The 25,628-nt window shown below is 41.5% G+C and carries 25 protein-coding genes and 1 pseudogene; 21 read left to right on the top strand and 5 right to left on the bottom strand.

Annotation, left to right across the window (positions count from 1 at the left end; genetic code table 11):
• Nucleotides 1-120 precede the first annotated feature (120 nt).
• Complete coding sequence (locus MKY18_RS17615; RefSeq protein ID WP_003215413.1) at nucleotides 121-261, bottom strand: anti-repressor SinI family protein; 141 nt, start codon at nucleotides 259-261, stop codon at nucleotides 121-123.
• Between the two features lie 456 nt (nucleotides 262-717).
• On the opposite strand from MKY18_RS17615, the gene MKY18_RS17610 reads away from it, so the two are divergent.
• Both MKY18_RS17610 and MKY18_RS17605 read left to right on the top strand, forming a co-directional pair.
• On the top strand, nucleotides 718-1,101 hold the full coding sequence (locus MKY18_RS17610) for a GtrA family protein (RefSeq protein WP_034620336.1): 384 nt from the start codon (nucleotides 718-720) through the stop codon (nucleotides 1,099-1,101).
• 27 nt (nucleotides 1,102-1,128) lie between these two features.
• A complete protein-coding gene (locus tag MKY18_RS17605) occupies nucleotides 1,129-1,386 on the top strand; it encodes a hypothetical protein (protein WP_003215318.1) in 258 nt (85 codons plus the stop codon).
• A gap of 35 nt (nucleotides 1,387-1,421) precedes the next feature.
• Here the strand turns inward: MKY18_RS17605 and MKY18_RS17600 are convergent, their stop codons facing one another.
• Nucleotides 1,422-2,267, bottom strand: coding sequence for an AraC family transcriptional regulator (locus MKY18_RS17600; protein ID WP_003214606.1), 846 nt, complete (start codon nucleotides 2,265-2,267; stop codon nucleotides 1,422-1,424).
• A gap of 176 nt (nucleotides 2,268-2,443) precedes the next feature.
• Here MKY18_RS17600 and MKY18_RS17595 point away from each other — a divergent pair, with 176 nt between their 5' ends.
• The 8 genes from MKY18_RS17595 to qoxD all read left to right on the top strand — a co-directional run bounded on the left by MKY18_RS17595 (nucleotide 2,444) and on the right by qoxD (nucleotide 11,720).
• Nucleotides 2,444-3,628, top strand: a complete 1,185-nt coding sequence (locus MKY18_RS17595) for a galactokinase (RefSeq protein WP_185108044.1) — start codon at nucleotides 2,444-2,446, stop codon at nucleotides 3,626-3,628.
• Nucleotides 3,628-4,620 carry a UDP-glucose 4-epimerase GalE gene (gene galE, locus MKY18_RS17590; RefSeq protein WP_044140251.1) on the top strand — a complete coding sequence of 331 codons (993 nt, stop codon included), beginning with the start codon at nucleotides 3,628-3,630 and terminating at the stop codon, nucleotides 4,618-4,620. Before MKY18_RS17595 ends, galE begins: the two co-directional genes overlap by 1 nt.
• 34 nt (nucleotides 4,621-4,654) lie before the next feature.
• Nucleotides 4,655-6,175: a UDP-glucose--hexose-1-phosphate uridylyltransferase gene (galT, locus tag MKY18_RS17585; protein ID WP_342497611.1), complete on the top strand. Its 1,521-nt coding sequence runs from the start codon at nucleotides 4,655-4,657 to the stop codon at nucleotides 6,173-6,175.
• Between the two features lie 4 nt (nucleotides 6,176-6,179).
• The gene (locus MKY18_RS17580) at nucleotides 6,180-7,262 is read left to right on the top strand and encodes an aminopeptidase P family N-terminal domain-containing protein (protein WP_065097784.1); all 1,083 of its coding nucleotides are present in this window, start codon (nucleotides 6,180-6,182) and stop codon (nucleotides 7,260-7,262) included.
• Nucleotides 7,263-7,778: 516 nt separating this feature from the next.
• Complete coding sequence (qoxA, locus tag MKY18_RS17575; RefSeq protein WP_106066372.1) at nucleotides 7,779-8,735, top strand: cytochrome aa3 quinol oxidase subunit II; 957 nt, start codon at nucleotides 7,779-7,781, stop codon at nucleotides 8,733-8,735.
• A gap of 27 nt (nucleotides 8,736-8,762) precedes the next feature.
• Nucleotides 8,763-10,721: a cytochrome aa3 quinol oxidase subunit I gene (qoxB, locus tag MKY18_RS17570; RefSeq protein ID WP_003215069.1), complete on the top strand. Its 1,959-nt coding sequence runs from the start codon at nucleotides 8,763-8,765 to the stop codon at nucleotides 10,719-10,721.
• Nucleotides 10,721-11,338: a cytochrome aa3 quinol oxidase subunit III gene (qoxC, locus tag MKY18_RS17565; protein ID WP_034321973.1), complete on the top strand. Its 618-nt coding sequence runs from the start codon at nucleotides 10,721-10,723 to the stop codon at nucleotides 11,336-11,338. Before qoxB ends, qoxC begins: the two co-directional genes overlap by 1 nt.
• A 1-nt stretch (nucleotide 11,339) precedes the next feature.
• Nucleotides 11,340-11,720 (top strand): cytochrome aa3 quinol oxidase subunit IV, encoded by a 381-nt coding sequence (gene qoxD / locus MKY18_RS17560; protein WP_007497818.1) that lies wholly within the window; start codon nucleotides 11,340-11,342, stop codon nucleotides 11,718-11,720.
• A gap of 55 nt (nucleotides 11,721-11,775) precedes the next feature.
• On the opposite strand, the gene MKY18_RS17555 is transcribed toward qoxD, so the two are convergent.
• A complete protein-coding gene (locus tag MKY18_RS17555) occupies nucleotides 11,776-12,042 on the bottom strand; it encodes a spore morphogenesis/germination protein YwcE (protein ID WP_003215279.1) in 267 nt (88 codons plus the stop codon).
• Nucleotides 12,043-12,518: 476 nt separating this feature from the next.
• Here MKY18_RS17555 and MKY18_RS17550 point away from each other — a divergent pair, with 476 nt between their 5' ends.
• The 3 genes from MKY18_RS17550 to MKY18_RS17540 all read left to right on the top strand — a co-directional run bounded on the left by MKY18_RS17550 (nucleotide 12,519) and on the right by MKY18_RS17540 (nucleotide 15,648).
• On the top strand, nucleotides 12,519-13,730 hold the full coding sequence (locus MKY18_RS17550; RefSeq protein WP_185108040.1) for an FtsW/RodA/SpoVE family cell cycle protein: 1,212 nt from the start codon (nucleotides 12,519-12,521) through the stop codon (nucleotides 13,728-13,730).
• Between the two features lie 110 nt (nucleotides 13,731-13,840).
• Nucleotides 13,841-14,590 (top strand): oxygen-insensitive NADPH nitroreductase, encoded by a 750-nt coding sequence (gene nfsA / locus MKY18_RS17545; protein WP_065097787.1) that lies wholly within the window; start codon nucleotides 13,841-13,843, stop codon nucleotides 14,588-14,590.
• Between the two features lie 56 nt (nucleotides 14,591-14,646).
• Entirely contained in the window at nucleotides 14,647-15,648 is a 1,002-nt protein-coding gene (locus MKY18_RS17540) for an LLM class flavin-dependent oxidoreductase (RefSeq protein ID WP_106066026.1), read from the top strand.
• Nucleotides 15,649-15,972: 324 nt separating this feature from the next.
• On the opposite strand, the gene MKY18_RS17535 is transcribed toward MKY18_RS17540, so the two are convergent.
• Nucleotides 15,973-18,399, bottom strand: coding sequence for a S8 family serine peptidase (locus MKY18_RS17535; protein ID WP_342497610.1), 2,427 nt, complete (start codon nucleotides 18,397-18,399; stop codon nucleotides 15,973-15,975).
• Between the two features lie 500 nt (nucleotides 18,400-18,899).
• On the opposite strand from MKY18_RS17535, the gene MKY18_RS17530 reads away from it, so the two are divergent.
• The 8 genes and pseudogenes from MKY18_RS17530 to MKY18_RS17495 all read left to right on the top strand — a co-directional run bounded on the left by MKY18_RS17530 (nucleotide 18,900) and on the right by MKY18_RS17495 (nucleotide 25,330).
• Nucleotides 18,900-19,178 carry a hypothetical protein gene (locus MKY18_RS17530; RefSeq protein ID WP_044140240.1) on the top strand — a complete coding sequence of 93 codons (279 nt, stop codon included), beginning with the start codon at nucleotides 18,900-18,902 and terminating at the stop codon, nucleotides 19,176-19,178.
• 52 nt (nucleotides 19,179-19,230) lie between these two features.
• Nucleotides 19,231-20,064, top strand: coding sequence for a PRD domain-containing protein (locus tag MKY18_RS17525; protein ID WP_044140239.1), 834 nt, complete (start codon nucleotides 19,231-19,233; stop codon nucleotides 20,062-20,064).
• Nucleotides 20,065-20,319: 255 nt separating this feature from the next.
• Entirely contained in the window at nucleotides 20,320-21,708 is a 1,389-nt protein-coding gene (locus MKY18_RS17520) for a sucrose-specific PTS transporter subunit IIBC (RefSeq protein ID WP_044140238.1), read from the top strand.
• Nucleotides 21,709-21,727: 19 nt separating this feature from the next.
• Complete coding sequence (locus MKY18_RS17515) at nucleotides 21,728-23,185, top strand: sucrose-6-phosphate hydrolase (RefSeq protein ID WP_342497609.1); 1,458 nt, start codon at nucleotides 21,728-21,730, stop codon at nucleotides 23,183-23,185.
• A gap of 500 nt (nucleotides 23,186-23,685) precedes the next feature.
• Nucleotides 23,686-23,877: pseudogene (locus MKY18_RS17510) on the top strand (septation ring formation regulator EzrA); the annotation flags it as partial.
• A 65-nt stretch (nucleotides 23,878-23,942) separates the two neighbouring features.
• On the top strand, nucleotides 23,943-24,434 hold the full coding sequence (locus MKY18_RS17505; RefSeq protein ID WP_340962092.1) for a hypothetical protein: 492 nt from the start codon (nucleotides 23,943-23,945) through the stop codon (nucleotides 24,432-24,434).
• A 350-nt stretch (nucleotides 24,435-24,784) separates the two neighbouring features.
• Nucleotides 24,785-25,036 (top strand): hypothetical protein, encoded by a 252-nt coding sequence (locus tag MKY18_RS17500; protein ID WP_231129509.1) that lies wholly within the window; start codon nucleotides 24,785-24,787, stop codon nucleotides 25,034-25,036.
• A 45-nt stretch (nucleotides 25,037-25,081) separates the two neighbouring features.
• A complete protein-coding gene (locus MKY18_RS17495) occupies nucleotides 25,082-25,330 on the top strand; it encodes a DUF2651 family protein (protein ID WP_185847308.1) in 249 nt (82 codons plus the stop codon).
• Between the two features lie 30 nt (nucleotides 25,331-25,360).
• On the opposite strand, the gene MKY18_RS17490 is transcribed toward MKY18_RS17495, so the two are convergent.
• Nucleotides 25,361-25,627, bottom strand: a complete 267-nt coding sequence (locus tag MKY18_RS17490; RefSeq protein ID WP_044140235.1) for a YesK family protein — start codon at nucleotides 25,625-25,627, stop codon at nucleotides 25,361-25,363.
• Nucleotide 25,628: the final 1 nt, after the last annotated feature.

Below are 25,628 nucleotides of genomic sequence, written 5' to 3'. Positions count from 1 at the left end.
ATTGGTATGAAGGGGTGTTCTACTGTAGCGTATCGTCATGAAAGGATTTTTAAAAGGTCAATTGACAAGTCAGAACTTTTAGCCAAAGCAGTCTGAAAGACAAAGGATAACGGCGTTGATTTACGGTTTGTTTATCATCTTCTGATCACCGTTGGATGTTAAAAAAGCTTGTATTTCTTCGATGGCTAGTCCAATTTTTTTCGCTTCCTGAATCAAATAAACCCACTCTTCGTCAACTCTTCTTTTCACTTGCGTATCCATAATATCCTCCAGTTCAATAAGACATATTCATCTGCAACCAATGACTTGAACAAACCGTCTAGTAACTGTACGTGTGGATGAAAACAGCGCAAAATAGATTTTGTCGAAAAATGATGACATTTAACCTATTTTGTAAAATCTATCACCTACCACGTTCCTAAAAAAATGACTAAAAAACCCATAAATATTGATTTCTTACTTCTAATAATAAACAATTGTAAAGTCAGTTAAAAGATTATAAATTAAAATAATGAAAAAGACCTAAAACATTTGGCTTATATAAACCAATTAGGTTGACATTTGCCATCGAGTAGAACAAATTTCATCTGTGCAGGACGTACATATTGTTCGTTTGGGAAGTTCTTCTCAAGATGGTATTCTAAAAGAAACAGAAACCACCAAGAAGGAATGAAGAAAGACATGTATAGCCTTTTTCAAAAGTATCAAGAAGTTGTCATGTATCTTGTGATGGGTGTGTGTACAACCATTGTCAACATAGTCAGCTTCTACTTATTCGTTGAGATGTTTTCCATGGATTATAAAACAGCTACAGTTGTTTCATGGGTATTTGCTGTTCTCTTTGCTTATATCACCAATAAGAAGTATGTCTTCAAACAAAAGGCTCGTGATACGAAAAGCCTTATGCGTGAGCTTTCTTCATTTTTTAGTGTTCGTCTCATGTCTCTAGGTGTAGATCTAGGGCTGATGATTTTATTTGTGACCCAAATGGCGCTCAATGAAACTGTCGCAAAAATTCTTGTCAACTTTGTGATTGTGGTCGTGAATTATGTCGCCAGTAAATGGTTCGTCTTCAAGAAAACAAAAGAAGATGCGATTTAACACATGAAAAAAGATAGGTGATGTGAAATGAGCAGCAGGCCAGACGAATTATATGATGTCATATATCAACAAACAGAAAAGCAGCATGAACAAGTGCTGAGGCTAGTCAAAGAAATGACCGCACATCCAGAAGCGTTTTCGGAACAAGAAAAGGAAAAGATCAACCGAATGGACATTGCGCTTCAAACAGCAACGGACATTTTGGAAAACTTAATGACACCTGACACGCAAATGACCATTGTTTTAAGACAAGGGAGAATCCATGTTGACCTGACGAAAGCGTAAAAGAAGCAGCCAATTGTGAAAGCGGCTGCTTTTTATTATGCATCGCTTGTTTCCCGCAGTTGCTTTGGAGACATGCCGATTTTCTTTCGAAAGACTTTATTCAAGTAATTCGCATTTCTGTAGCCGCACTGTATGGCGATTTCTTCAATCGAGTATTTTGTTGTTTTCAGTAACGTTTCCGCCTTTTCTAACCGGATATTGGTTAGATAGTGAATAGGTGTGAAGCCAGTGGCCTTTTTGAATTCCCTCGTAAAATGACTTTTGGATAAACGTGCCGCAGCTGCCATATCGTCCGGGCCAATTTCCTCGTGAAAATGATGGCTGGCAAACAAGGCCGCTTGAACGATGGGCTCGGGCCATTTCTCCATTTGTCCCTCAAGCTTTGGCAAATATGAATACAGTTCCATGACAAATTGATAAGCAAGGCTAGACCCCTCAAATGGATTGGTAATCCGTCTTTCACTGGCTTCATCATAAATGGTCTTGAGCAGGCGGATCGGTCTGGAATTCGGATGAAAACGCATGACCTGCTTTCCTTGGTCAATAAATTGGTCAAAGCAAAGATCGCAGGCTTCCCCGTAAAGCGTTAAATAGAGAAATTCCCAATGCTCACTGTCTTCTGGAAAATAATATTGGTAGGCACTTGGGCTTTTCACGAGAAAGGCCTGACCCGGCAATACTTTGAAACGTTTCTCTCCGATTTCAATCATGCCATGTCCAGACAGTGTGAGCTGAAAGATGCACTTGCCCTGATCCTTCCGCTCCACGCCATTCCAGCTATATAACGAAGAAGATTGAACTTCCCAGCCAACAGACCAGATTTGTGCTGGCAATGTCACATCAGAATGGTGAAAACGAAATGCAAATGCTTCTTTCTTCAAATTGGAAACCCTCCTTCACAGCAAAAAACAACCTTTTTCTATTTAGAATCATGTTACACCTCATATCACATCGTACCATTCACAGCAAAAAAAGGGTATTTTTTAACGATTTTTTTACCATTGAACTGATGCTGCTGGGACAACTAAAATAAAAAGTATCAGAAGAGAAAAGGGGAATGGATATGATCGATACGTTACGCGCGGCATTTCACCAGCAATTTGGAGATAGAGAAGAACTGCGCTATTTTTTTGCCCCAGGAAGAGTGAACTTGATTGGTGAACATACAGATTACAATGGAGGACATGTGTTTCCATGCGCGCTTACTCTCGGGACGTATGCTGCTTGTGCAAAGCGGTCAGATGGCCGCGTGAGAATGTATTCCTTGAACTTTGATCGTGATGGTGTGAAAGAATTCAATCTTTTTGAAATCGCTTACGTAGAATCGGACGGCTGGGCAAATTATCCGAAGGGTGTGTTCAAACAGTTTATAGAAGCAGGAATGAAGATAGAAGAAGGCTTTGACATTGTGTACAGCGGCAATATTCCAAATGGCGCAGGTCTGTCTTCCTCTGCCTCCATAGAGCTTGTCACCGCTGTTCTCATCAATGAATGGTATTCATTCAGCGTTTCAAATGTCCGTCTTGCCCTTCTTTCACAGCGTGCAGAGAATGAATTTATTGGTGTCAATTGCGGGATCATGGATCAGTTTTCGATTGCCCTTGGAAAAGAAGATCACGCCATTTTGCTCAATTGTGACACCCTTGCCTTTGAATATAGTCCGTTTCGGCAAGAGGGACTGGCGCTTGTCATCGCCAATACAAACAAAAAGCGGACACTGGCTGATTCCAAATACAATGAGCGCCGGGCAGAGTGTCAATCCGCTTTAAATGATCTTCAGAAAGAAATCGACATCACCCACTTATGTGAGCTCACTGCGGATGAATTTGCAGGGATTGCCCACTTGATTGAAGATGACATCTGCCGCAAACGGGCAAGACATGTCGTGACGGAAAACGAGCGAACGATGAAAGCAGTAAATTTTCTGAAAGATGATAAAATGGAAGAACTAGGTGGGCTCATGAAGGCTTCTCATCTTTCTTTAAAGAATGATTATGAAGTAACAGGACTTGAACTAGATGCACTGGCTGAAGCAGCTTGGCGGCACCCGGGGACGATTGGCTCCCGTATGACAGGTGCAGGCTTTGGCGGATGTACGATCAGCATCGTGAAAGAAGAGCTGCTAGATTCATTTATAGAAGAAACTAGTGCGATATATCAAGAGAAAACAGGTGTTCAAGCCTCTTTTTACACAGCTGGAATTGGAGGCGGCGCAAGAGGACTCACAAAGGGGGAAGTGTGATGACAATTTTAGTTTGTGGAGGAGCAGGGTACATAGGCAGTCATGCGGTGGCGGCTCTTCTAGTGAAAGGCGAACGAGTAGTGGTAGTAGATAATTTGCAGACAGGCCACAAAGAAGCTGTTTTGGAAGGAGCTGTCTTAGAGGAGGGTGATTTACGAGATCACGCCTTTTTAAGACAGGTGTTCAAATCGCATCAAATAGAAGCGGTCATGCATTTTGCGGCAGATTCACTCGTCGGGGAGAGTGTGACAGATCCGCTTAAGTACTATGACAACAACGTCGGCGGAGCAACTGCTTTACTACATGTCATGAATGAATTTGATGTGAAACATATCGTCTTTTCTTCAACTGCTGCTGCATACGGTGAACCGAAGCGGGTGCCGATCGTTGAAACGGATGAAACGAACCCAACGAATCCATATGGAGAAACGAAACTAGCGATTGAAAAAATGCTGAAGTGGTCTGAGCAAGCGTATGGAATAGAGTACGTGGTACTTCGCTACTTTAATGTAGCTGGTGCCCATACAGAAGGACTTGTCGGAGAGGATCATCAGCCTGAGACGCATCTCATTCCAATTATTCTGCAAGTTGCTCTAGGAAAACGGGATCAAATGATGATTTATGGTGATGATTATGAGACAGAGGATGGCACGTGTATTAGGGATTACATTCATGTGATGGATTTAGTAGAGGCACACATCTTAGCTGTTGACCGGCTGCGTGCTGGAAAAGGCAGTGCGACCTACAACTTAGGGAATGGAACAGGGTTCTCCGTGAAGCAGGTCGTAGAAGCTGTTAGAAAAGTCACGGGGCATACCATCCCGGCACAAGTGGCAAAAAGACGCGCGGGAGATCCAGCAAAGCTGATTGCTTCTTCTGAAAAAGCACTGCAAGAATTGGGATGGACACCTCAATATGCTGACCTTCACACGATCATTCAGAGTGCGTGGGATTGGTTTCAGAAGCATCCAGATGGTTACCAAAGTGAATAAAACGTAAAGGCAGGCAAGAGAGGGGACAGAGGGAATGGCGATTGATATTTTTGAAAAGCTGGAACAGCTGATTCAATATGGGATCAATAAAGAGCTAATGACATCACTAGATATCGAATATACGAGAAATCGACTGCTTGAGGTACTCAGGCTCGATGAAGCGGAAGCAAGAACAGTCTCAGGAGAAGAAGACCTTGAAGACATCTTAATGCCGATGCTCGATTGGGCAGTAGAAACAGGGATTATTCCTGAAGGGACAGATACGTATCGTGATTTACTAGATGCGAAAATCATGGGCTGCTTGGTGGCTCCTACAAGTGTTATCTATGCGAAGTTTGAAGAGAGACGCAAGCAAGAGGGACCGAAGGCAGCTACGAGCTGGTTCTATGAGATGCAGCAGCATGCCCACTACATTCATACAGGCAGGATCGCCAAAAATGTACAGTGGTTTACACCAACAGACGATGGCGTGCTGGAGATCACCATTAATCTATCAAAGCCAGAAAAGGACCCTAAAGCCATCGCTGAAGCGAAGAAGCTCAGTCAAAAGCAATACCCTCTTTGTCTCCTTTGTAAAGAAAACGTTGGGTTCGAGGGGCGGATCAACCATCCAGCGAGACAGAATCACCGGATTATTCCTGTGACACTCTCAGATGAATCGTGGTTTCTGCAATTTTCACCTTATGTGTATTACAACGAGCACTGTATAGTGTTCAAAGGCAAACATGAGCCAATGAGCATCACCAAAAAGACCTTTGAACGACTGCTTTCCTTCATATCTATATACCCGCACTATTTCATTGGATCGAACGCCGACCTTCCGATTGTCGGAGGCAGTATATTAAGTCATGACCATTTTCAAGGCGGTGCGCATGAATTTCCGATGGCGAAAGCAGAGATGGAAGAAGTCTTTTCTCTCAAAGCCTTTCCAAATGTGCGAGCTGGCATTGTGAAATGGCCGATGTCTGTGATCCGACTTCGAAGTAATGAGCGGAAGTCGCTCGCAGACGCAGCAGACTTTATCTTACATGAGTGGAAACTGTATTCAGATGAAGTGGTGGGGGTCATCGCTCATACAGGAGAGACACCTCACAACACCATTACACCTATTGCGAGGCGTCACGGGGATGACTATGAATTAGATTTAGTGCTTCGTAATAACCGTACAAACAAGCAGCACCCGGACGGCATTTTCCATCCGCACGAAGAAGTCCACCATATTAAAAAAGAGAATATCGGATTAATTGAAGTCATGGGCCTTGCTGTGCTTCCTGGTAGATTAGCAGAGGAAATAAGTCAATTAAAAGAGGCTTTGCTATCTGAAAGTCCACTTGAAGAAATCAAAGCCCGTCCTGCTATCATGAAGCACGAGGCTTGGGCGAAGCGGCTGCTTGAAGAGAACACCTTTACAGAGGACAATACCGAAACCATTTTACAAAAAGAAATTGGCTTTATTTTTTCTCGAATTCTCTCGCAGGCAGGTGTGTTTAAAAGAACTGAGCAAGGGAAAACAGCTTTTAACCGTTTTATTCAAATACTTCAAACAGGCAGGTGATTAGATGATTGAACAAGTAAGAGAATTAATGGAAGAAAAGCAGCTTGATGGTGTTTTGATTCAAAAGCGAAATAACTTCTCCTGGCTGACAGGCGGAAGAAGGAATCATATTGTGTTAAATACGCCAGAGGGCGTGTGCCAGCTGCTCGTCTTAAAAGACGACCTCGTCCTCATTGTGAATCAAATGGAAGAAAAGCGGATCATTGAAGAGGAAATGGCGTACGTCGATCATCCGTTTCAAGTGGTCACAATGGATTGGTATGAGGATGAGACCCCATACATTCAAGAACTCACAAAAGGTAAACGAATTGGGACGGACATTCAAATAGATGGATTCGAATGGATCGAACCGGATTTGTCGCATGTTCGCTCGATCCTAACCGCCTCACAGCTCAGACAATATGAAACACTGTGTCATGAAACAGCGGTCATTGTAGAAAGTGTCTGTCAAGAAATCGTTCCAGGGCAGACCGAGCACGAGATTGCTTCGCTTGTTGCTCAAAGAGCCATTACACAAGGGATGACGATAGAAGTCCTGCTTCTGGCAACCGATGACCGGATCCATCAATACCGTCACCCGATTCCAACAGATAAAGCTCTTCAAAAGCACGCGCTTGTTGTTCTCTGCGCGGAGCGGCACGGGCTCGTTGCGAATGTCACAAGGTCTGTTTACTTTGGTCAGCTTCCGAAGGAGCTTGAAGAGAACAAAGAGCGTCTAGCACGAATTGACACGGTCATGAATGCCGCCACTCGTCCTGGGGGAACATTAGGAGATGTTCTGAAAGCAGGTATTGCTCAGTACGAAAAAGAGGGCTTCCCTGATAGCTGGAAAAAGCTTCATCAAGGGGGAAAGACGGGATTTGTATCTAGGGAAATCATTGCTGTTCCCTCATCGAAGGAAGAAATTCAGCTTCATCAAGTGTTTACATGGAACCCTTCATTGCCTGGACTGAAATCAGAGGATACGATTGTTGTAGAAAAAGAGGGCAACCGATTTTTAACGTATACAGGCAAGTGGACGTACATGGACATTGAACATGAAGGGAAGATCTATAGACGACCTGACATCTTAGTGAGAGATGAATAAATGCAGAGTGCCGGCGCTGAGCCGGTTTTTTGCTGGAAGTCTTTAGCGAGATTCCACTAATTCAGCATCATTACCAATTCTTACAGCGTATACACAGAGGATCGATACTTTCTTTTCTTGTGAACTTGCGTTAAAATGAGTAAGGTTTTTGTTAAATGTAGGGATACCTATTTTGAAATTGTTTACCTAGATAAAATTTCATTAAGTTAAATTGAAATTTGACCAAACTTTTTTATTGTGGTAAACCTAAATTTGACAAAGTTCTTGATTGTTTGTCCTTTGCCTTCAACTCTCAACTTTTCAAAATCCTAGAAATTTATTGTGTGTGCAATAATATAAATTTATGTCGAATTTATGACATTTTAATAGAAATCTGTTGAAAAATAAATGAACTTTTGAAAAAAGGGAAGCTAACTGTAACAGATTTTGATAGCATTACAAAGGGAAGAAAAGTTTTCGAAGGCAGATGGCTTTTCACAATTATTCAGCAATTTATACATTATCTAAGGAAGGATGGTGATCTTCTTGTTCAGAGCCATTAAACCTATGCTTTTATTAGCGATGCTCGTGAGTGTTTTTGTATTAGGAGGTTGCAGCAATATCGCTGTTTTAGATCCTAAAGGACCTGTCGCAGCACAACAAAAAGACTTAATCCTTTTATCCATCGGATTCATGCTCTTTATCGTTGGTGCGGTATTTGTACTGTTTACCATCATTTTGGTTAAATACCGCGAGCGTAAGGACGTTGGAAACGCCTCTTATAACCCAGAAATACACGGGAACACGCTTCTAGAAGTTGTCTGGACAGTGATCCCAATATTAATCGTTGCTGCCCTTTCAGTTCCAACTGTAAAAACAATTTACTCTTTGGAAGAGGCACCTCAAGCAACAAGCCATAAAGATCCTCTTGTCGTTTATGCTACAGCTGTTGATTGGAAATGGATCTTTAGCTATCCAGAGGAAAATATTGAGACAGTGAACTACTTAAACATTCCAAAAGATCAGCCGGTTTTATTCAAAATCACTTCTGCTGATACAATGGCATCACTATGGATTCCTCAGCTAGGCGGGGAGAAGTATGCGATGGCTGGAATGGAGATGGAACAATATCTTCAAGCTGATCAAGTTGGCACATATGAAGGAAGAAACGCCAACTTCACAGGCGAGGGCTTTGCTCAGCAAAAATTCAAAGTCAATGCGATGACGCAGTCTGACTATGATAAATGGGTAAGCAAAACGAAAAAAGAAGCACCAAAGTTAACGAAGAAAACGTATGACTACTTGATGCTTCCTGATGCTGCAGATGTGCAGACATTCTCATCAACACATTTATCCTTTGCGAAGCATGGAGAGGATTCTGAATACGCACTCCAAGCACGCAAACGTTTAGGTTACAAATCAGTTTCTCCGCATTCCAAAACAGATCCTTTCGAGAATGTGAAGAACTATAAAAGAAAACTAGATAATGAATAAACTGACTAAGGAAAGGAGGAGGCCGTTATGCATTTGAAATGGGATGAGTTTTTTGTAACTGGAGACCCATTAATTCTTGGTGCGCAAATATCTATCGCTCTTACTTCCATTGCTATCGTGTTTGTTTTAACCTACTTTAAAAAGTGGAAATGGCTCTGGAAAGAATGGCTAACATCAGTTGATCATAAAAAGCTTGGGATCATGTATATCCTTGCTGCTGTGATTATGTTCTTCCGCGGTGGGGTAGACGGACTGATGATGCGCGCACAGCTGGCGCTTCCTAATAATACGTTTTTAGATTCCAACCACTATAATGAAATTTTCACAACGCATGGTACGATCATGATTCTATTCATGGCGATGCCATTTTTAATTGGTTTAATCAACGTCGTTGTACCTCTTCAAATTGGTGCACGTGACGTTGCATTCCCTTATTTGAACAACCTGAGCTTCTGGACATTTATGGTCGGAGCGATGCTGTTCAACATTTCCTTCGTCATTGGAGGATCACCAAGTGCAGGCTGGACGAGTTACATGCCGCTCGCCGGAAATGATTTCTCACCAGGACCTGGACAGAACTATTACTTGCTCGGGCTCCAAATTGCAGGTATTGGTACACTTATGACTGGTATTAACTTCATGGTGACCATTTTAAAAATGCGTACAAAAGGTATGACGCTTATGCGTATGCCAATGTTTACATGGACAACGTTGATCACGTCTGTCATCATCGTATTCGCATTCCCTGTACTAACAGTTGCTTTAGCACTTATGACATTTGATCGTTTATTCGGTTCTGCATTCTTTACACTCGAAGCAGGCGGTATGCCAATGCTTTGGGCGAACCTTTTCTGGATTTGGGGACATCCTGAGGTATATATCGTGATCCTGCCGGCTTTCGGTATTTTCTCAGAAATCTTTGCGACGTTCTCAAGAAAACAGTTGTTTGGTTACAAAGCGATGGTTGTATCGATTGTGGCAATCTCTGTTCTTAGTTTCCTTGTGTGGGTTCACCACTTCTTTACAATGGGGAACAGTGCAGCGGTTAACTCATTCTTCTCGATTACAACAATGGCAATTTCTGTACCAACAGGTGTGAAAATCTTTAACTGGCTCTTTACGATGTATCGAGGCCGTATCAGCTTTACTTCACCAATGCTTTGGGCACTTGGTTTCATCCCGAACTTCGTTATCGGTGGTGTCACTGGGGTTATGCTTGCGATGGCAGCTGCGGATTACCAGTACCATAACACGTACTTCCTTGTATCCCACTTCCACTATGTATTAATCGCAGGTACTGTATTTGCATGTTTTGCTGGTCTTGTTTTCTGGTATCCAAAAATGTTTGGTTACAAGTTAAACGAAAGAATCGGCAAATGGTTCTTCTGGGTATTCATGATCGGATTTAACATCTGTTTCTTCCCGCAGTACTTCTTAGGACTGCAAGGAATGCCAAGACGTATTTATACGTATGGACCAGAAGATGGCTGGACTGCACTAAACTTTATTTCAACAATTGGTGCATTTATGATGGGTGTCGGATTCATCATCCTGTGCTACAACATTTACTACAGCTGGAGACACGCGAAACGTGAAGTGTCTGGCGACAGCTGGGGAGAGGGACGTACTCTTGACTGGGCGACATCTTCTGCAATTCCGCCGCATTATAACTTTGCAGCACTTCCAGAAGTGACAACACCAGATGCATTCCATCATTGGAAGCAAAACAATGTAGACGTTCATCCTGAAAAAGAATTCAAGAAAATTCACATGCCGCACAATTCAGGCAGACCACTTATCATGTCTGCATTCTTCGGACTTGGTGCATTCGGCCTTGTATTTGAATGGTACTGGATTGGCGTTATTGGTTTAATCGGTGTATTCGCAACAATGATTTTACGCTCATTTGAATATGACGATGGCTACTATATTCCTGTTGAAGAAGTGATTGAAACAGAGAAAAAGAATAAGGAGGCGCAGAAGTAATGGGACATAATGATAGCAGCTATGCAAATGCACCGCTTGAATATCAGTCTGAAACGGGACGTTTAAACATCCTTGGTTTCTGGATATTCCTTGGCGCGGAAATCGTGTTATTCTCAACACTTTTTGCGACCTACTTTGTTCTTCATGGCAGAACAGCTGGCGGCGTTTTACCAGCTGAGCTGTTTGATATGAAGCTTGTATTGATCATGACATTCCTGCTATTGGTTAGTTCATTTACATGCGGGATTGCCGTTCATGAAATGCGCCGTGGAAGTACAAAAGGGGTTGTCATTTGGACGATCCTCACACTGCTTCTAGGTGCAGGCTTCGTTGGGTTTGAGATTTACGAGTTCTTCCATTATGTACATGAGGGTGCGAGCATTCATACAAGTGCGTATTGGTCTGCATTCTTTGTACTCTTAGGAACTCACGGATTACACGTATCCATCGGTATCTTCTGGATTACCGGGGTCTTGTTCCAAATTAAAAAACGTGGATTAACTCCACAAACAGCATCGAAGATTTTTATCTCAAGTCTATACTGGCATTTCCTTGATGTTGTATGGATTTTCATCTTCACAGCTGTTTACTTGATCGGATTAGGGGGGCTTTTGTGATATGGCTGGAAAAACACATTCCTCAGCAGAGCACGAACACTTCCCTTGGAAACACGTAGTTGGCTTCATCCTATCCATCGTGCTAACCATCTTAGCATTCTGGATTGCCATTGGAGCTGAAATTGGCAGTTCTGCAAAACTATGGATTATCTTTGGTTTTGCCTTCATTCAAGCGTTCTTACAGCTATTCATGTTTATGCACATGACAGAAAGCGAGAACGGAACTGTTCAAGTCGGAAATACATTGTTTGGTCTGTTTTGTGCGATTATCTTCGTTATCGGATCTGTTTGGATCTTTGCGGCTCACTACAGCCACGGAGAGAACAGCAAAGACGGTTATTCACCTTCTGCACCAAAGCAATCTGAGCATTCAGAGAAATAATAAAAAACCACTCATCTCTCAAAGGTGAGTGGTTTTTATCATGATGTTGTGTTATTTATCTGGTGCTGCTGAATCTTTTGCGAATGAATGGAAGTCCATAAATGAGGAACGCTGCAATGTGTGCCAAAATGACATTAATGGCAAAGAATGCGATCATGAAGGTATGTCCTGCTGGAGATAAACTGCTTGTCATGTAAAGACCGAAGAAAATCCACATAATCATAATGGGTGGAATAGAAGCTAGTGCAATTTTTCTGTTTTCAAGCCATAAAAACAGGGGTGTAGCCGTTGCAATACATAGGTACGCAAAGAACATATCCATCGTATCCAACTCCTTTGTAAGTTGATGTTCAATTCAAATGAGAGGTCAGGATGCAATTGTGTCTGTTTTTAGGAGATATTGTGAACATTTTGTTACAAGTATTATACCACAATTGACTTTGAAGTAAACTCAATAATTGGAAAATGGGCCTTATTCCGTAGAAAGTGGCTTTTTCCTTTTCACTCCGTACAGCTTATGCTGGCTTAATAATTGCTTGTCATATCGCCACATAGGTCATTGAATTTTCCCCTTAATATCTGTAAAATAATCTTTTTAAAGGACTCATGATCGGTTGAATGGTAAGAGTATAGAGGGATTTTTTCCTATTGTTAGGATGAAAAGTATTTCATTTTTTGAAAAATGGTTGGAACCTTTCGGATGTATCTTCCGTCATATTTAAGGTGAGTTGCTTTTGTGAAAAATTCAATCTAATATAAATAAGGGCTTTTATGTTTTGTAATAAGGGTGGTTAGTTCATGAACAAGCAGAATACATCTCCGTACTATCAAGGGGATTTAATTTTTATATTTTTAGCCTTCTTTGCCATCAGTGTCATTTCTATATATGCTGCGGGTCAGTTTGAACAATATGGTAGTGGTGCATGGACAAGGCAAATCATTTATTATCTCATTGGAGCAATTTGCATTGTAGCCATTAATTATTTAGACCTTGAACAGCTTGAAAAGTTGAGTATATACATCTTTCTAGGTGGGATACTTCTTCTAATTATTTTAAAATTGAGCCCCGCTCAGATAGGGGGTAAAGACTTTGCCCCTATAAAAAACGGAGCCAAAAGTTGGTTTATAATTCCAGGGGTTGGAACACTTCAGCCTTCAGAGTTCATGAAAATTGGTTTGATTATGATGCTCGCGTCTGTCATTGGAAAGTCTACACCTAGGGGAAAAAGGACATTAGAAGATGATATTATTCTATTATTAAAAATTGCCGGTGTAGCAGCTGTTCCAGTTGGACTGATTTTCTTACAGGATGCAGGTACGGCAGCTGTCTGTATGTTTATTGTCGTTGTGATGGTGTTTTTATCAGGGGTCAATTGGAAGCTGATTTCTCTCATCGGTTCTGTGGTTGTGCTTTTAGTTGCCGCTGTGTTAGCCGTGATCATACTTTTCCCTGATGTTGCAAAAACAATCGGCATTCAGCAGTATCAGATTAACCGGATTACCGCTTGGCTGCCTGATAGTTCTACGTCAGCCAACCAAGCGCAGACTCAGGATGCGTCTGGGTCTGATAAATACCAAGTAGACCAGGCCATTATGGCTATTGGTGCTGGACAGATTTTTGGGAATGGGGTTAAAAACTTAAAGGTCTATGTCCCAGAAGCACAAACAGATATGATTTTCTCCATTATAGGAGAAGCCTTTGGTTTTATTGGCTGTGCGTTTGTTGTGATCATGTTCTTCTTCTTGATCTACCGGCTTGTCGTGCTGATTGATCGTATCCATCCTTATAGCCGATTTGCGTCATTCTTTTGTGTAGGATATACAGCACTTATTGTGATCCATACGTTCCAGAACATTGGAATGAACATAGGCGTAATGCCTGTAACAGGGATTCCGCTCCTATTTATCAGCTTCGGAGGAAGCTCTGTTTTATCTGTTCTCATTGGATTCGGGATTGCTTATAATGCAAGTGTTCAATTAACGAAATACCAAAGTTATTTATTTAAATAAAACGGGTAAGGGCAGTCTAAGCATAGACTGTCTTTTTTTATTCGAATTTTAATTTTTGAAAAGCCATATGTTTTTGTCTTATGATAGTAGAAGTGAAGGAGGTCTTCGAATTGAACAAAACGATAGAAACGATATTAAATCATCGGTCCATCCGTTCGTTTACAGACGAGCGTTTGTCCGAAGAAGAGGTGCTGACACTCATTAAAAGTGCACAGGCTGCTTCGACATCAAGCTATGTACAGGCGTACAGTATTATTGGTGTGACAGATCAAGAGAAGAAGGCCAAGCTTGCTGAACTGGCTGGGAATCAGCCATACGTTGAGAAGAATGGGCATTTCTTTGTCTTCTGTGCAGACTTGAAACGCCATGATGATATTGCAAAAAAAGCAGGGAAGAATCATCAGGAGGCGCTTGAGAATACGGAAGCCTTTCTCATTAGCGTCATTGATACGGCGCTCGCTGCGCAAAATATGAGTATAGCTGCAGAATCAATGGGACTTGGGATCTGCTATATTGGCGGCCTGCGCAATCAACTGAGAGAAGTCTCTAATTTGCTTGAAACGCCATCATATGTGCTGCCATTATTTGGTCTGGTTGTCGGACATCCAGCGAGTCAATCGTCACAAAAGGAACGACTGCCAGTTGAACTCATTTATCATGAAAATTCATATCAGCAAGATGAAGCACATGTGGATCGTTATATAAAAGAATACGATGACCGTATTTCATCTTATTATGAAGAACGAACAAACGGAGAGAGAACAGATACTTGGTCTAAGCAGATGCTTCGCGGCTTTAGTCAGCCAAAGCGTGCCTTCCTTGGAGAATTTGTGAAAGAGAAGGGCTTTAATCGAAAATAAATAAGACATCCCCCTTTCAATGGAGAGAGGGGGATTTCTGTAAGAGGTGCAGTAAGATGAAATTAAGTATACTGGATCAATCTCCTTTAATTGGAGATGCAACACCTGCTGAAGCCTTGATGCAAACGGTTGAATTGGCAAAGCAGGCAGAGAATTGGGGCTATCACCGTTTTTGGGTATCAGAGCATCACTTTTCAAACCGGCTTGCAGGATCAAGTCCAGAGGTGCTTCTCGGTCATTTATCAGCCGTTACGTCACATATACGTATTGGCTCAGGCGGTGTGATGCTGCCCCACTACAGCGCCTATAAAGTAGCAGAGAACTTCAGGGTTCTTGAAGCACTCGCTCCTGGCAGAATCGATCTTGGAATTGGACGTGCTCCTGGTGGTATGCCCATTTCCTCCATAGCTCTTCATCATGGTGAACGAAAACGTCTAGGTGATCAATATCCTGAGCAGGTAGAAGAGTTGAAGGTCTATTTACACGACCTAGCGGATGAATTTTACCCGCTGCCCCATTTAACCGCTTCTCCGAAGGTAGAGACTGCACCAGAGGTATGGATGCTTGGTTCCTCTGGAGGAAGTGCAAGACTTGCGGCGAAAGCAGGTGCAGGCTATACGTTTGCTCTATTTATCAATGGCGAAGGCGGAGAAGATTCTGTAGAGCAATATATCAACCGGTTTGAACCTTCAGCATTCGGTGATGAGCCGCGCGTCAGTCTGGCGGTCTTCGTTTTATGTGCTGAAACAGAGGAACAGGCAGAAAAACTGGCAGTCAGCTTAGATTTATCCTTACTCGCCAATGAACAGGGGCAAAACCTTGGGGGCTTTCCTTCATATGAAAAGGCACAGGCTTATTCCTATAGTCCATATGAACAAAAACGAGTGGCTGCCAATCGTCAAAGGATGGTGGTTGGGACGCCATCTTCTGTGAAAAAGCAGTTGACGGCACTAACGAAGGCTTATCGTACAAATGAAGTGATCGCCGTGACCATCACTCACCGCATGCAAGACCGGCTCACATCGTATCGTTTATTAAAAGAAGCCTTTGATGCATAACGTATGTATGTCTGTTTACCGTCCACGCAGCCAGTAGAGAGGGAAGAGGAGCATCATGATGAAAATAAACGCGGCTGTCACCAGCAAACTAAGCGGGTAAATGAAGGACACATAGACCGTTAGCTCGCATGCTTGATGAAAAGGACGAGGATGTTTCGCGTGGAAAAGGGTGAGAAAATACACCAAGGTGATCGTTAGAAAAAAAGCAGTAAAAAAAGAAACGATCCATAGCAATATCAACATCAGTCTCTCTTTCCTCCATATATGATCGAAAAGCCTTGATGAGCATATCCGCTCATGCAAGGCTTTTCTTGTGATTCACGTTTATTCAGGGTGAATTTCGAAAGGTTCCTTCGTTTGAACAGTGTCGGATTTCCCTTTCAAACTGGCATACGCAAGCATTGTATACTCACCAGGTTCGAGCTTTTGACCTTGATTGATCGTGCCATTCCATTTTACGCGGTGTTCTCCTTTATCAACATGTTGATAAACACCTGCTTCACCTAAATATTCTCCATCTGTCGAGTAGACGAGGAATGCAAGGTTTTCAGCTCCGCCAGGAAGATAGCTGCTAATGACATAGCTTCCAGCACGGTTATCCGGCTCTACAGAAACCGAAGTGACACGAGGATAATCAGGCTCTTTAACAATCAATAAAGTCGGAATCTCTGTGACCTTTCTGCCATTTTCGCGAAGGGTAATGCTGCCTTGGTACGTTCCTTTTTTCGTTTTACCGTAGTTCACTTGTACCGCGGAAGTAAAGGACCCAGTGGAATTCCCTTTGACAGTGATTTTTTTCGTTCCGTTTGTGCTGATGCCGCTGCCATCGAATTTGTAATCAATGGTATACGTTTTCGGTGCTTTTGAAAGGTTTTCTACCTTGAATTTCTTCGTTTTGATTTGAACGCCTTTTTCTTTCAAGAAAGTGCCGTAAGAATAACTCGCATCAGAAACGATAGATGACGCTTGGAGTGATTCGATGATGCGAACACTGCCTGTCCCTTGTGTGTTGTGAGGGAATGGGCTGCCGTTTGCGTCAAATAGTTTTTCTGCTGTATTCATCAGCAATGCTTTGATTTGTTCTGTTGAGTACGATGGTTTTGCTTGCTTAATGATCGCTGCAACCCCAGCCACATGCGGTGAAGCCATGCTTGTCCCTTGCTTTGAGCCATATCCGTAAGGCTGAGAAGGATCATGCGTTGGGATTGTACTCACAATGCTGACGCCTGGCGCTGATAAATCAGGCTTAATCATCCACGTATCCACAACTGGTCCGCGAGAGGAGAAGTCAGCGACTTGCTCACTAAGTTCTTTGACAAATTGAATGGAGAAAGTTGTTGTATTGTTTCCAGCCTCAATGGCTTTGACAAGGGCCGCTCCTTCAGCTTTTGAAAGCTTAATCGTTGGAAGAGCAAGTCCCGGTACATCGACTGGAATTTCTCCATCGGTGTTGTTATACATCACAACGCCGATTGCACCAGCAGCTTTTGCATTGTCGACTTTATCAACAAAGGCAATGGCTCCTCGTTCGATCACGGCAACCTTTCCTTTAACGTCGATGTCTTCAAATGCTTTTTCGTCACCGATACCTGCATGGACGAGTGTGATTTGTTTTTGGTCAAGTGCTTTTAAATCACTCTCTTGGTAGTAGCCCATCACTTTTGCAGTAGAATAGTTCGGGAATTTTACATTGTAAAGGCTGTACGGAAGCTGAGTTGCTCCGACAGAAATGGCATCTCTTGACGTGCCGGGAGATCCGACTGTCCAGCTGTTCGGACCACTGTTTCCATTCGATGTGACAGCGACAACGCCTTCAGACATGGCCCAATCGAGTGCGATGCTTGTGGCATAATCAGGGTTATTCACACTGTTTCCGAGAGAGAGGTTCATGACATCTGCTCCATCAGTAACAGCCCGGTCGATGCCTGCAAGGACGTTCTCAGTTGTCCCAGACCCGCCTGGTCCAAGTACACGGTAGGCAAGAAGCGTGGCATCTTTTGCGACACCTTTAATTTGTCCATTGGCAGCAATTGTCCCTGCGACGTGTGTACCATGGTCTGTTGATTCGCCTCTAGGGTCTCCTTTAGGAGTCTCTTGCGGAGAATAATCGTTATCAACAAAATCATAGCCTTTGTATAAACCGAAGTTTCCTTTTAAATCAGGGTGGGTATAGTCTACTCCAGTATCAATGACAGCGACTTTTACCCCTTTTCCAGAGTAGCCGGCATCCCAAGCTTTTGGTGCACCGATAAATGGAGCGCTTTTATCCATAAGAGGGGAGACATCTTCATTTGGAAGCTGAATGCTTTCCTTTTTCACTTCATCTGTTTGATATGTAACATCCGGATAAACGGCTTTTACTCCGTCCACTGCGAGCAGCTTCGGAATTTCGTTTGCAGGAAGTTTCATAGAGAAACCAGAGAAGACTTTTTCATATTCTTGACGAACACTCGCTTTATCAATTTCTTTGAGTGCTTCATTTTTTACTTTTGTTCGAGATTTTTTGAGGGAGGCCTTCGTTTGTGCTTTGCCTTCTTGTTTGGCTTCAACTAAGGATTTTTCCTTTAATTCAACAATGACAGTGGTGTGTTTTCTAGATTTGACATTGATTTCACCGAAGATTTCTGCTTTTTCCAGTTCCACCTGTTTGTTCGATGGAGCGGCACTAGCCTGTTGACCTGTAAAGAATGTGGATAAAATAAAAATAGTGGAGAACAATAGAACAGAAGAACGAGAGATGACCTTTTTCATTAATTTTCCCCTTTCTAGCTGTGTTTTTAGGGAGATAGCCTTTCTTTTTGTGGATAAATAGGAAAGATTCACTGCCCGTTATTAAGTATTCAATACGTTGAAAACAATTCCTTTACTAAAATGGTCTTATTTTACATAGTCACAAAGAACTATTTTGTTTATAAAGTCTCACTTATGCACAAACTCCTGTTGATAACTCAATTGTTTAGATACATATATGGAAAATAAAAAAATCTCATACACAAAATCTAGTAATGGGGTGTTGATATGTGGATAAACCCTGTTGATAAGGTGTGCTTATCTTTTGGATATAGTGTGTATAAAATTTTTATTCAAACATCCACTTACATGATGAACTTCTGCACTTTTCAACAAAACTTCTGAAAACTAGTTTGTTTTTTCACCCAGATTGTGACAAATCTCTCTTTTTTCTCGGGATATGATAGGAGCAGTTGTTTTGCTAGAACTGCTAGATTCTAAGAAAAGCGGAGGGATGTTCAGTGAGGAAATTCAAAAACTGGTTGAGTGTATGGTTTGGTTTCATGATGAATGTGCTTGTGAATCCTGGTGTGATGATGAAGCAGCAACGTTTTCAGGCGGCCGCGGTGGATGAACGTTTCTTTCAAGTGGTGAAAGAGAGAGAGCTAGAGAAGCTGGCAGAAGAAAAGAACAAGAAGCGCAGGTCAGAGAAACCGTTTAAGCAAAGTCTGATGATGCTTGATGAGAAGACGACGAGAGAGGCGCGTGCTGGTCCGCTCTTACCTTTACATGAGAGATGAAACAGGGTAAAATCCCACATAAGAAACGTTATCTGGTGGGAGAGGATACCCCTTGAAGATATATAAGATATTGAATAACAATGCAGTGATTGTAAAGGAGGGTGATCAGGAGAAAATTGTGATGGGTCCCGGAATTGCTTTTCAGAAGGGGAAAAATGACGTCGTTCCCGTTCAAAAAATAGAGAAAATCTTTGTTGTGCGTGAAGAAAATGAGAAATTCAAACAAATTCTTGCGACATTGCCCGAAGCGCATATTGAGGTGGCAGAGCATATCATCAGTTATGCGGAGGGTGAACTGATGATGCCGCTTAGTGATCATATCCATATATCACTGACTGACCATTTATCCTTTGCCATTGAGCGTATTCAAAAGGGCATTGTGCTATATAATAAATTGCTTGGTGAGATCAAAGTCTTATATAAGCAGGAATATGATATTGGAAAGTATGCCATTCGTTATGTAAAGGAGCGGCTCGGGGTTGAACTGCCGGACGATGAGGCAGGGTATGTGGCACTCCATATTCATACGGCCAAAATGAATACGGAGTCTATGAAAAAGACCGTGAAATATACAACGATGATCAAAGAAATGATCGAGCATATAGAAAGCTACTTTCAGCATTCAATTGATGAGAATAGTATTTCCTATCAGCGGCTTGTGACACATTTGAGGTATGCATTAGGCAGGTTGGATTCAAATGAGGCATTTCAAATCATGGACGATGACATGCTGAGTTTTATCCAAACAAAGTATGATTTGGCTTACCGGTGTGCACGTGGACTCGCTGATTTGTTGAAAAATGAATATGAACTTCATCTCCCTGAATCGGAGATCGGCTACATCACGCTGCATGTCCAGCGTCTGCAGGATGCCGAATTGGTTTAGTGTTTGTGCCTGCATGCAGGCTTTTTTTTATGCACACTACTCTAAATAGTGTATATGGGTCAATAGATTCGAAAAAAAGAGGTTGACGCAGGTCACACTCTTATACTATGATGAAAGCGTAATCAAAACTTGATATCGTGGGATTGTGACTGTCAGGCAGGCAAGACCTAAAATTTGCGTAACGAGGGGACGTGTATGTCCTTTTATCGTTAGTGAATTTTAGGTCTTTTTTGCTTTAAAAAAGGAGGAGACAACATGGATTATCAAAAAACAGCCAAAGAATTAACAGAACTATTAGGCGGCAAAGAAAATGTCATCAGTGCCACGCATTGTGCAACAAGACTCAGATTGGTGATGAAAGATGAGGAACTAATTGACAAAGATGCCATTGAGGAACTTGAAGGGGTAAAAGGGGCTTTCTCAAGCTCGGGGCAATTCCAAATCATTTTTGGAACGGGAGCGGTCAACAAAGTATATGAACCATTTGCTCGTGAGACCGGCCTTGAGACAGACGACGAGAAAGAAAAACCTGTCAGCCATGATGAAGCAGTGAAACAAAAAATGAATCCACTTGCACGTTTTGCAAAGACGTTATCAAATATTTTTGTACCGATCATTCCAGCCATTGTTGCAAGCGGTTTATTAATGGGGCTTTTAGGTATGATGAAAGCCTTCAAATGGGCTGACCCAAGCTCCGCGATTTTTCAAATGCTTGATATGTTCTCAAGTGCAGCCTTTATCATTTTGCCCATTTTAATTGGTGTCAGTGCAGCGAAAGAGTTTGGTGGAAATCCGTATTTAGGAGCCGTTATTGGGGGGATTATGATTCACCCGAACCTGCTCAACCCGTGGGGACTGACGGATGCGAAACCAGAGTATATGCATTTATTCAATTTTGATATTGCTCTGCTTGGTTACCAAGGAACAGTCATTCCAGTATTATTGACTGTGTACATCATGTGTATTGTTGAAAAAAATTTAAGAAAAGTGGTTCCGAACAGTATTGATTTACTTGTGACCCCATTTGTGACGGTAATTGTGACTGGATTTGTGACGTTTATTGCTGTTGGACCGCTTGGAAGAATGCTCGGTACAGGAATTTCGAATGCACTGACATTTATTTATGATCACGCAGGGTTCTTAGCAGGGCTCATTTTCGGAGGAGCCTACTCTCTCATTGTGCTCACAGGGGTCCATCATAGCTTCCATGCGATTGAAGCAGGATTGCTGAATGATATTGGGCGTAACTATTTGCTGCCAATTTGGGCGATGTCCAACGTAGCGCAAGGCGGAGCAGGCTTGGCGGTCTTTTTCTTAGCGAAACGCGCGAAAACAAAAGAAATCGCACTTCCTGCAGCCTTCTCAGCTTTCCTAGGGATTACCGAGCCTGTTATATTCGGTGTCAACCTCCGCTATCGTAAGCCGTTTATCGCCGCGATGATCGGAGGCGCATTAGGCGGGGCATTTGTTGTCTTCACAAAGGTAGCAGCCAACGCCTATGGTTTAACGGGTATTCCGATGATTGCGATTGCAGCGCCATTTGGTGTGCAAAATGTGGTAAATTATGTGATTGGTATGTTAATCGCTGTTGCTGTTTCATTTACTCTCACCATCATCTTCAAAGTAAAAGAAGTCGAAAAATAATCAAGGAGTGGTCACAGTCATGACAACAACTGACGCAGCACTTCGTCAAAAGGTAACAGAACGTATTCGAAACTATGAGCATTTGGTAAAAAAAGATGTGTATCGCCAGCATTTTCATTTAATGCCGCCAGTTGGTCTTTTAAATGACCCGAATGGGTTGATTCAGTGGAAAGGGATTTACCACGTTTTTTATCAGTGGCAGCCATTCAAAACGGGACACGGCGCAAAATTTTGGGGCCATTACACATCGACAGATTTAGTGAATTGGCAGCACGAGGAAGCCGCCCTTGCGCCAAGTGATTGGTTTGATCAAAATGGCTGTTATTCTGGCAGTGCAGTCATTGATGATGGACATATGTATGTGATGTACACTGGCAACGTTCGCGATGAACAAGGGAACCGCGAGACGTATCAATGTTTAGCTGTTTCAGAGGATGGCATTCATTTTCATAAAAAAGGTGTCGTGGCGACGCTGCCAGAAGGATTCACCGCCCATTTTCGTGATCCGAAAGTATGGAAGCGAAATGGCAAGTGGTACATGGTTCTAGGTGCACAAAGCTTGAACCTGAAAGGTAATCTTGTCTTGTTTACCTCTGATACTTTAGACAATTGGACGTTTCAAGGCATCATTGCAGGCAGTGGGAAAAATGGATTAGAGGATTTCGGCTATATGTGGGAATGTCCAGATCTATTTGAATTAGATGGCCGAGATGTATTGATTGTGTCGCCACAGGGATTAAAGTCAGATGGCTTAAAATATCATAATACACATCAATCAGGCTATTTTGTTGGGAGATTGGATGACCATACTTATCAATATACGCACGGAGCGTTTGAGGAGCTGGACCGAGGCTTTGACTTCTATGCGCAGCAAACCTTTCTAGACGAATCAGGCAGACGCATTTTAATTGGATGGATGGGAGTGCCTGATCAAGGAGAAGAGCATCACCCAACGATTTCGTATCAATGGATACACTGCCTCACCATTCCGAGAGAGCTGCGTTTAGATGATGACGGACATCTGATTCAAAAGCCAGTCACTGAGCTTCAGGCGATGAGAACCAACGAACAAGAGCATATTTTCCATATCAAACGCTCCGTTCAATCGATTCCTGTAGATGATATTACGAGCGCAGAGTTATTCATTGATCAGATTGATACACAAAAAGGGTTTGAATGCTGTATTCGAGCGGCAGCCCGTATCATTTATGATAAAGGTGAGGGCAAACTGACACTAGAACGAGATCGATTTGAAGATCGATCAAAAGAAGTTCGAGAAGTAGCAATAGAGGAATTACACGACCTTCACATCTTTATCGATGCATCGTCAATTGAGATTTTTGTAAATGGAGGTCGAAAAGTATTGACTGCTCGTTACTTTCCTTCCCCGGGAAATAAATCAATCTCGATCAGTGGCAGAAATGAAACAAAGCTTAAACTAAAAACATGGCATTTACAAAGAGAAGCAGGTCAATGATCTGCTCAACAAGTAGAGAAAACGTCTACGTCTCCTACAAGTGATGATCAGTATGATGTGAAATTGAATTTTCCGGTTGATAAGTACAAGAAACAGCGCAATGCTATAAATAAGGGAGCTCTTCAGCCGCCTGCACAATTGATAGAGAAGATGTCGATTAAAAATAGGAAATGTCAAACAAGAAAAAAGAGATGAATCATGAGGTTGTATAGGTAGAAATCAACCTGTTGAAATATTACTACTAAAGCTAAAGAAGAGCGAAAAAGAAGCAGGAAGGGATAGCCTGCTTCTTTTTATTTTGTGCAGTGAATAAACCTCTATTTTCCTTAAAAGCGCAGAGGAAGTGTTTGTACATGCCCAATGAAAGAAATACAATAACAGCGTTCCATTGTTGGAAAAGGAACGGGGAATTGAAGGTTAAACCCAAACCTTTCAAGAGACATATTCTAAAAAGACTAATAGGATATATGCTACAGGGTGATATTGTCTTGGTTTTCTAAGACAAAAAGAAGCCATACAATTTGAACTTCTTTGACAAGAAAACTACAAAAAAATTCTATTGCTCTCAATTAGCTTGGAGGGCTTGGGAAAATCAAGGTCATGATATTGACAATAATAAAAAAGATTCAGTTGTGTCACCGATGGAATTAGTTAGCTCTAACAACACGAAGGTCTTTTATCATAAAAAGTAAGTTAATAAGCAGTCGGGGATTTCCCCGATTGCTTTGCTTGTTTAAAATTAAAAGGAGATGATTGAATGAAATACTTTAAGTTGCTTTTATCAGCTTGTGCCATAGCATTAATATGTACAGCATGTTCAAAGAAAGAGGAGGCTGTGGGAGACTCTTCTAAGGGAGAATTGAGCAATATGAAAGATAGTAAATTTGCTGTAATTCATTCAAAGATGATGAATAGGGGATGCGAGATAGTAAACTATAACGATATAGGGAGTAAGCTATCAAGCGTGTCATTAAAAGACTGCGTGGGATTTACTTCGTCTACTCAGAGTGATAATAATATGTACTTCTCATCTAATAGGTCTAATTATCATGTCTCGATAGATAAGAATAATGGCAAGGTAAACCATCTACAAACAAAATCACTTTCAAAATCTACAGAAGACGAGGGAGCATTTTTTATTAACTACTCTAATGGCTATGTTCTACATGATATAAACGTTGGCTATGTAGAAGGTGGATTAGCAGGAGAGTTAGTTTATTGGGAAGAAGACAGCGGAAGTAAAGAGTAACTCAAATTCAACGGAGAATTGAGGACAGCTATATTTGACCATAAAAAAATATATGCCATTTTGAACAATGATGAACATATCATATTATCCTCTATAGACCCAAAAAGTCATAAGACTAAAAGAAAGAAACTGGACATTGACTCTGTTTTTTATCCTGACAACAATGAATCATTAAATAATTTAAACAATAAAGAATTAATGATTGCTGTAAATGATGATGTCGATAGTAAGAAAAATTCTATGTTAATTATAATCAACAAAGAAACTCTCGATAAGAAAAGAGAAATCGTAATGGATAAGGGGTTCAATATCTACAAATTACGATAATATCCCATGAAGGAGAAGTTAAAATGTTTAACAGAGACTTCAAAGAGATATCTTCTGAAAAAATTCCACTTAATTTTAAATCAGATGACGAACGTTTAGAAGAGGTCAAGATTTTATACGGCAAAATTTATGCATTGGTAAGAATGTTTGATAGAGATAAGGATGGAGTTATTGGCAGAATTATTGAATATAATATTGAAAGCAAAGACTCTAAAGAGATATCTCTAAAATCTGATAGAGATTGGGAAATGACAAGCTTGGAAGTTGTAAAATAACTGACGAGGAGCGTGGAGTAAATCAACTTACATTATCTTGAACCCATGAGGCTTGTGTTATTCACATTGCCATTGTTGTATTTGGCTTGGGGGATTATTGGCTATTTAATCTTTAAGAAGGTTCATGTGGTTTTAACTATCACATTTATAACTTCAACCATTTTTATATTTGCCTATACTGGGTTTGACATGTCAAATATGTATTGGGTAGGGGTGGTGACTTTTTTATGCATGTGCACCTCTGTAATTACAAAAATTATTCGAGACATGTATATTCGCTATAAAAAAGCATAATCAACAAGCTTATGTCCACAAACATAAGCTTTATTTTTGTTTCATACCACTAAAATAACTCAAAATGCTTGTAATAATTAAAGTGATAACTGATGAAACTAACAAAGAAACGCTGATCGCTCCTAACCCTAAACCTTCCCATCCTCCCACAAAAAAGCTTATGAGCAATAAGATGATACTTACCATCATTAAAACTGCTGGAAATCCATACTGGAAAGATGACTGGTTTTTTTTAAAGATTAAAGAAACGCCTAGTATAATAACTGTAAGGATAGTTGTCAGTAGCCAGAAAGACATT

The sequence above is a fragment of the Bacillus sp. FSL R7-0672 genome, from assembly GCF_038601465.1.
Lineage (GTDB): Bacteria > Bacillota > Bacilli > Bacillales > Bacillaceae > Bacillus > Bacillus pumilus.
Note: the sequence above shows the minus strand (reverse complement) of the source record. Positions and strands in the feature narration are given on the sequence as shown.

Excerpts from the sequence above, each read along its gene's own strand:
- MKY18_RS17505 (WP_340962092.1), top strand. The coding sequence starts at position 23,943 with ATGAAATACTTTAAGTTGCTTTTATCAGCTTGTGCCATAGCATTAATA.
- galE (WP_044140251.1), top strand. The coding sequence starts at position 3,628 with ATGACAATTTTAGTTTGTGGAGGAGCAGGGTACATAGGCAGTCATGCG.
- galT (WP_342497611.1), top strand. The coding sequence starts at position 4,655 with ATGGCGATTGATATTTTTGAAAAGCTGGAACAGCTGATTCAATATGGG.
- MKY18_RS17535 (WP_342497610.1), bottom strand. The coding sequence starts at position 18,399 with ATGAAAAAGGTCATCTCTCGTTCTTCTGTTCTATTGTTCTCCACTATT.
- qoxC (WP_034321973.1), top strand. The coding sequence starts at position 10,721 with ATGGGACATAATGATAGCAGCTATGCAAATGCACCGCTTGAATATCAG.
- MKY18_RS17550 (WP_185108040.1), top strand. The coding sequence starts at position 12,519 with ATGAACAAGCAGAATACATCTCCGTACTATCAAGGGGATTTAATTTTT.
- MKY18_RS17540 (WP_106066026.1), top strand. The coding sequence starts at position 14,647 with ATGAAATTAAGTATACTGGATCAATCTCCTTTAATTGGAGATGCAACA.
- MKY18_RS17495 (WP_185847308.1), top strand. The coding sequence starts at position 25,082 with ATGAGGCTTGTGTTATTCACATTGCCATTGTTGTATTTGGCTTGGGGG.
- MKY18_RS17555 (WP_003215279.1), bottom strand. The coding sequence starts at position 12,042 with ATGGATATGTTCTTTGCGTACCTATGTATTGCAACGGCTACACCCCTG.
- MKY18_RS17615 (WP_003215413.1), bottom strand. The coding sequence starts at position 261 with ATGGATACGCAAGTGAAAAGAAGAGTTGACGAAGAGTGGGTTTATTTG.
- MKY18_RS17490 (WP_044140235.1), bottom strand. The coding sequence starts at position 25,627 with ATGTCTTTCTGGCTACTGACAACTATCCTTACAGTTATTATACTAGGC.
- MKY18_RS17515 (WP_342497609.1), top strand. The coding sequence starts at position 21,728 with ATGACAACAACTGACGCAGCACTTCGTCAAAAGGTAACAGAACGTATT.
- qoxD (WP_007497818.1), top strand. The coding sequence starts at position 11,340 with ATGGCTGGAAAAACACATTCCTCAGCAGAGCACGAACACTTCCCTTGG.
- qoxB (WP_003215069.1), top strand. The coding sequence starts at position 8,763 with ATGCATTTGAAATGGGATGAGTTTTTTGTAACTGGAGACCCATTAATT.
- MKY18_RS17595 (WP_185108044.1), top strand. The coding sequence starts at position 2,444 with ATGGATATGATCGATACGTTACGCGCGGCATTTCACCAGCAATTTGGA.
- MKY18_RS17520 (WP_044140238.1), top strand. The coding sequence starts at position 20,320 with ATGGATTATCAAAAAACAGCCAAAGAATTAACAGAACTATTAGGCGGC.
- MKY18_RS17605 (WP_003215318.1), top strand. The coding sequence starts at position 1,129 with ATGAGCAGCAGGCCAGACGAATTATATGATGTCATATATCAACAAACA.
- MKY18_RS17500 (WP_231129509.1), top strand. The coding sequence starts at position 24,785 with ATGTTTAACAGAGACTTCAAAGAGATATCTTCTGAAAAAATTCCACTT.
- MKY18_RS17610 (WP_034620336.1), top strand. The coding sequence starts at position 718 with ATGTATCTTGTGATGGGTGTGTGTACAACCATTGTCAACATAGTCAGC.
- MKY18_RS17580 (WP_065097784.1), top strand. The coding sequence starts at position 6,180 with ATGATTGAACAAGTAAGAGAATTAATGGAAGAAAAGCAGCTTGATGGT.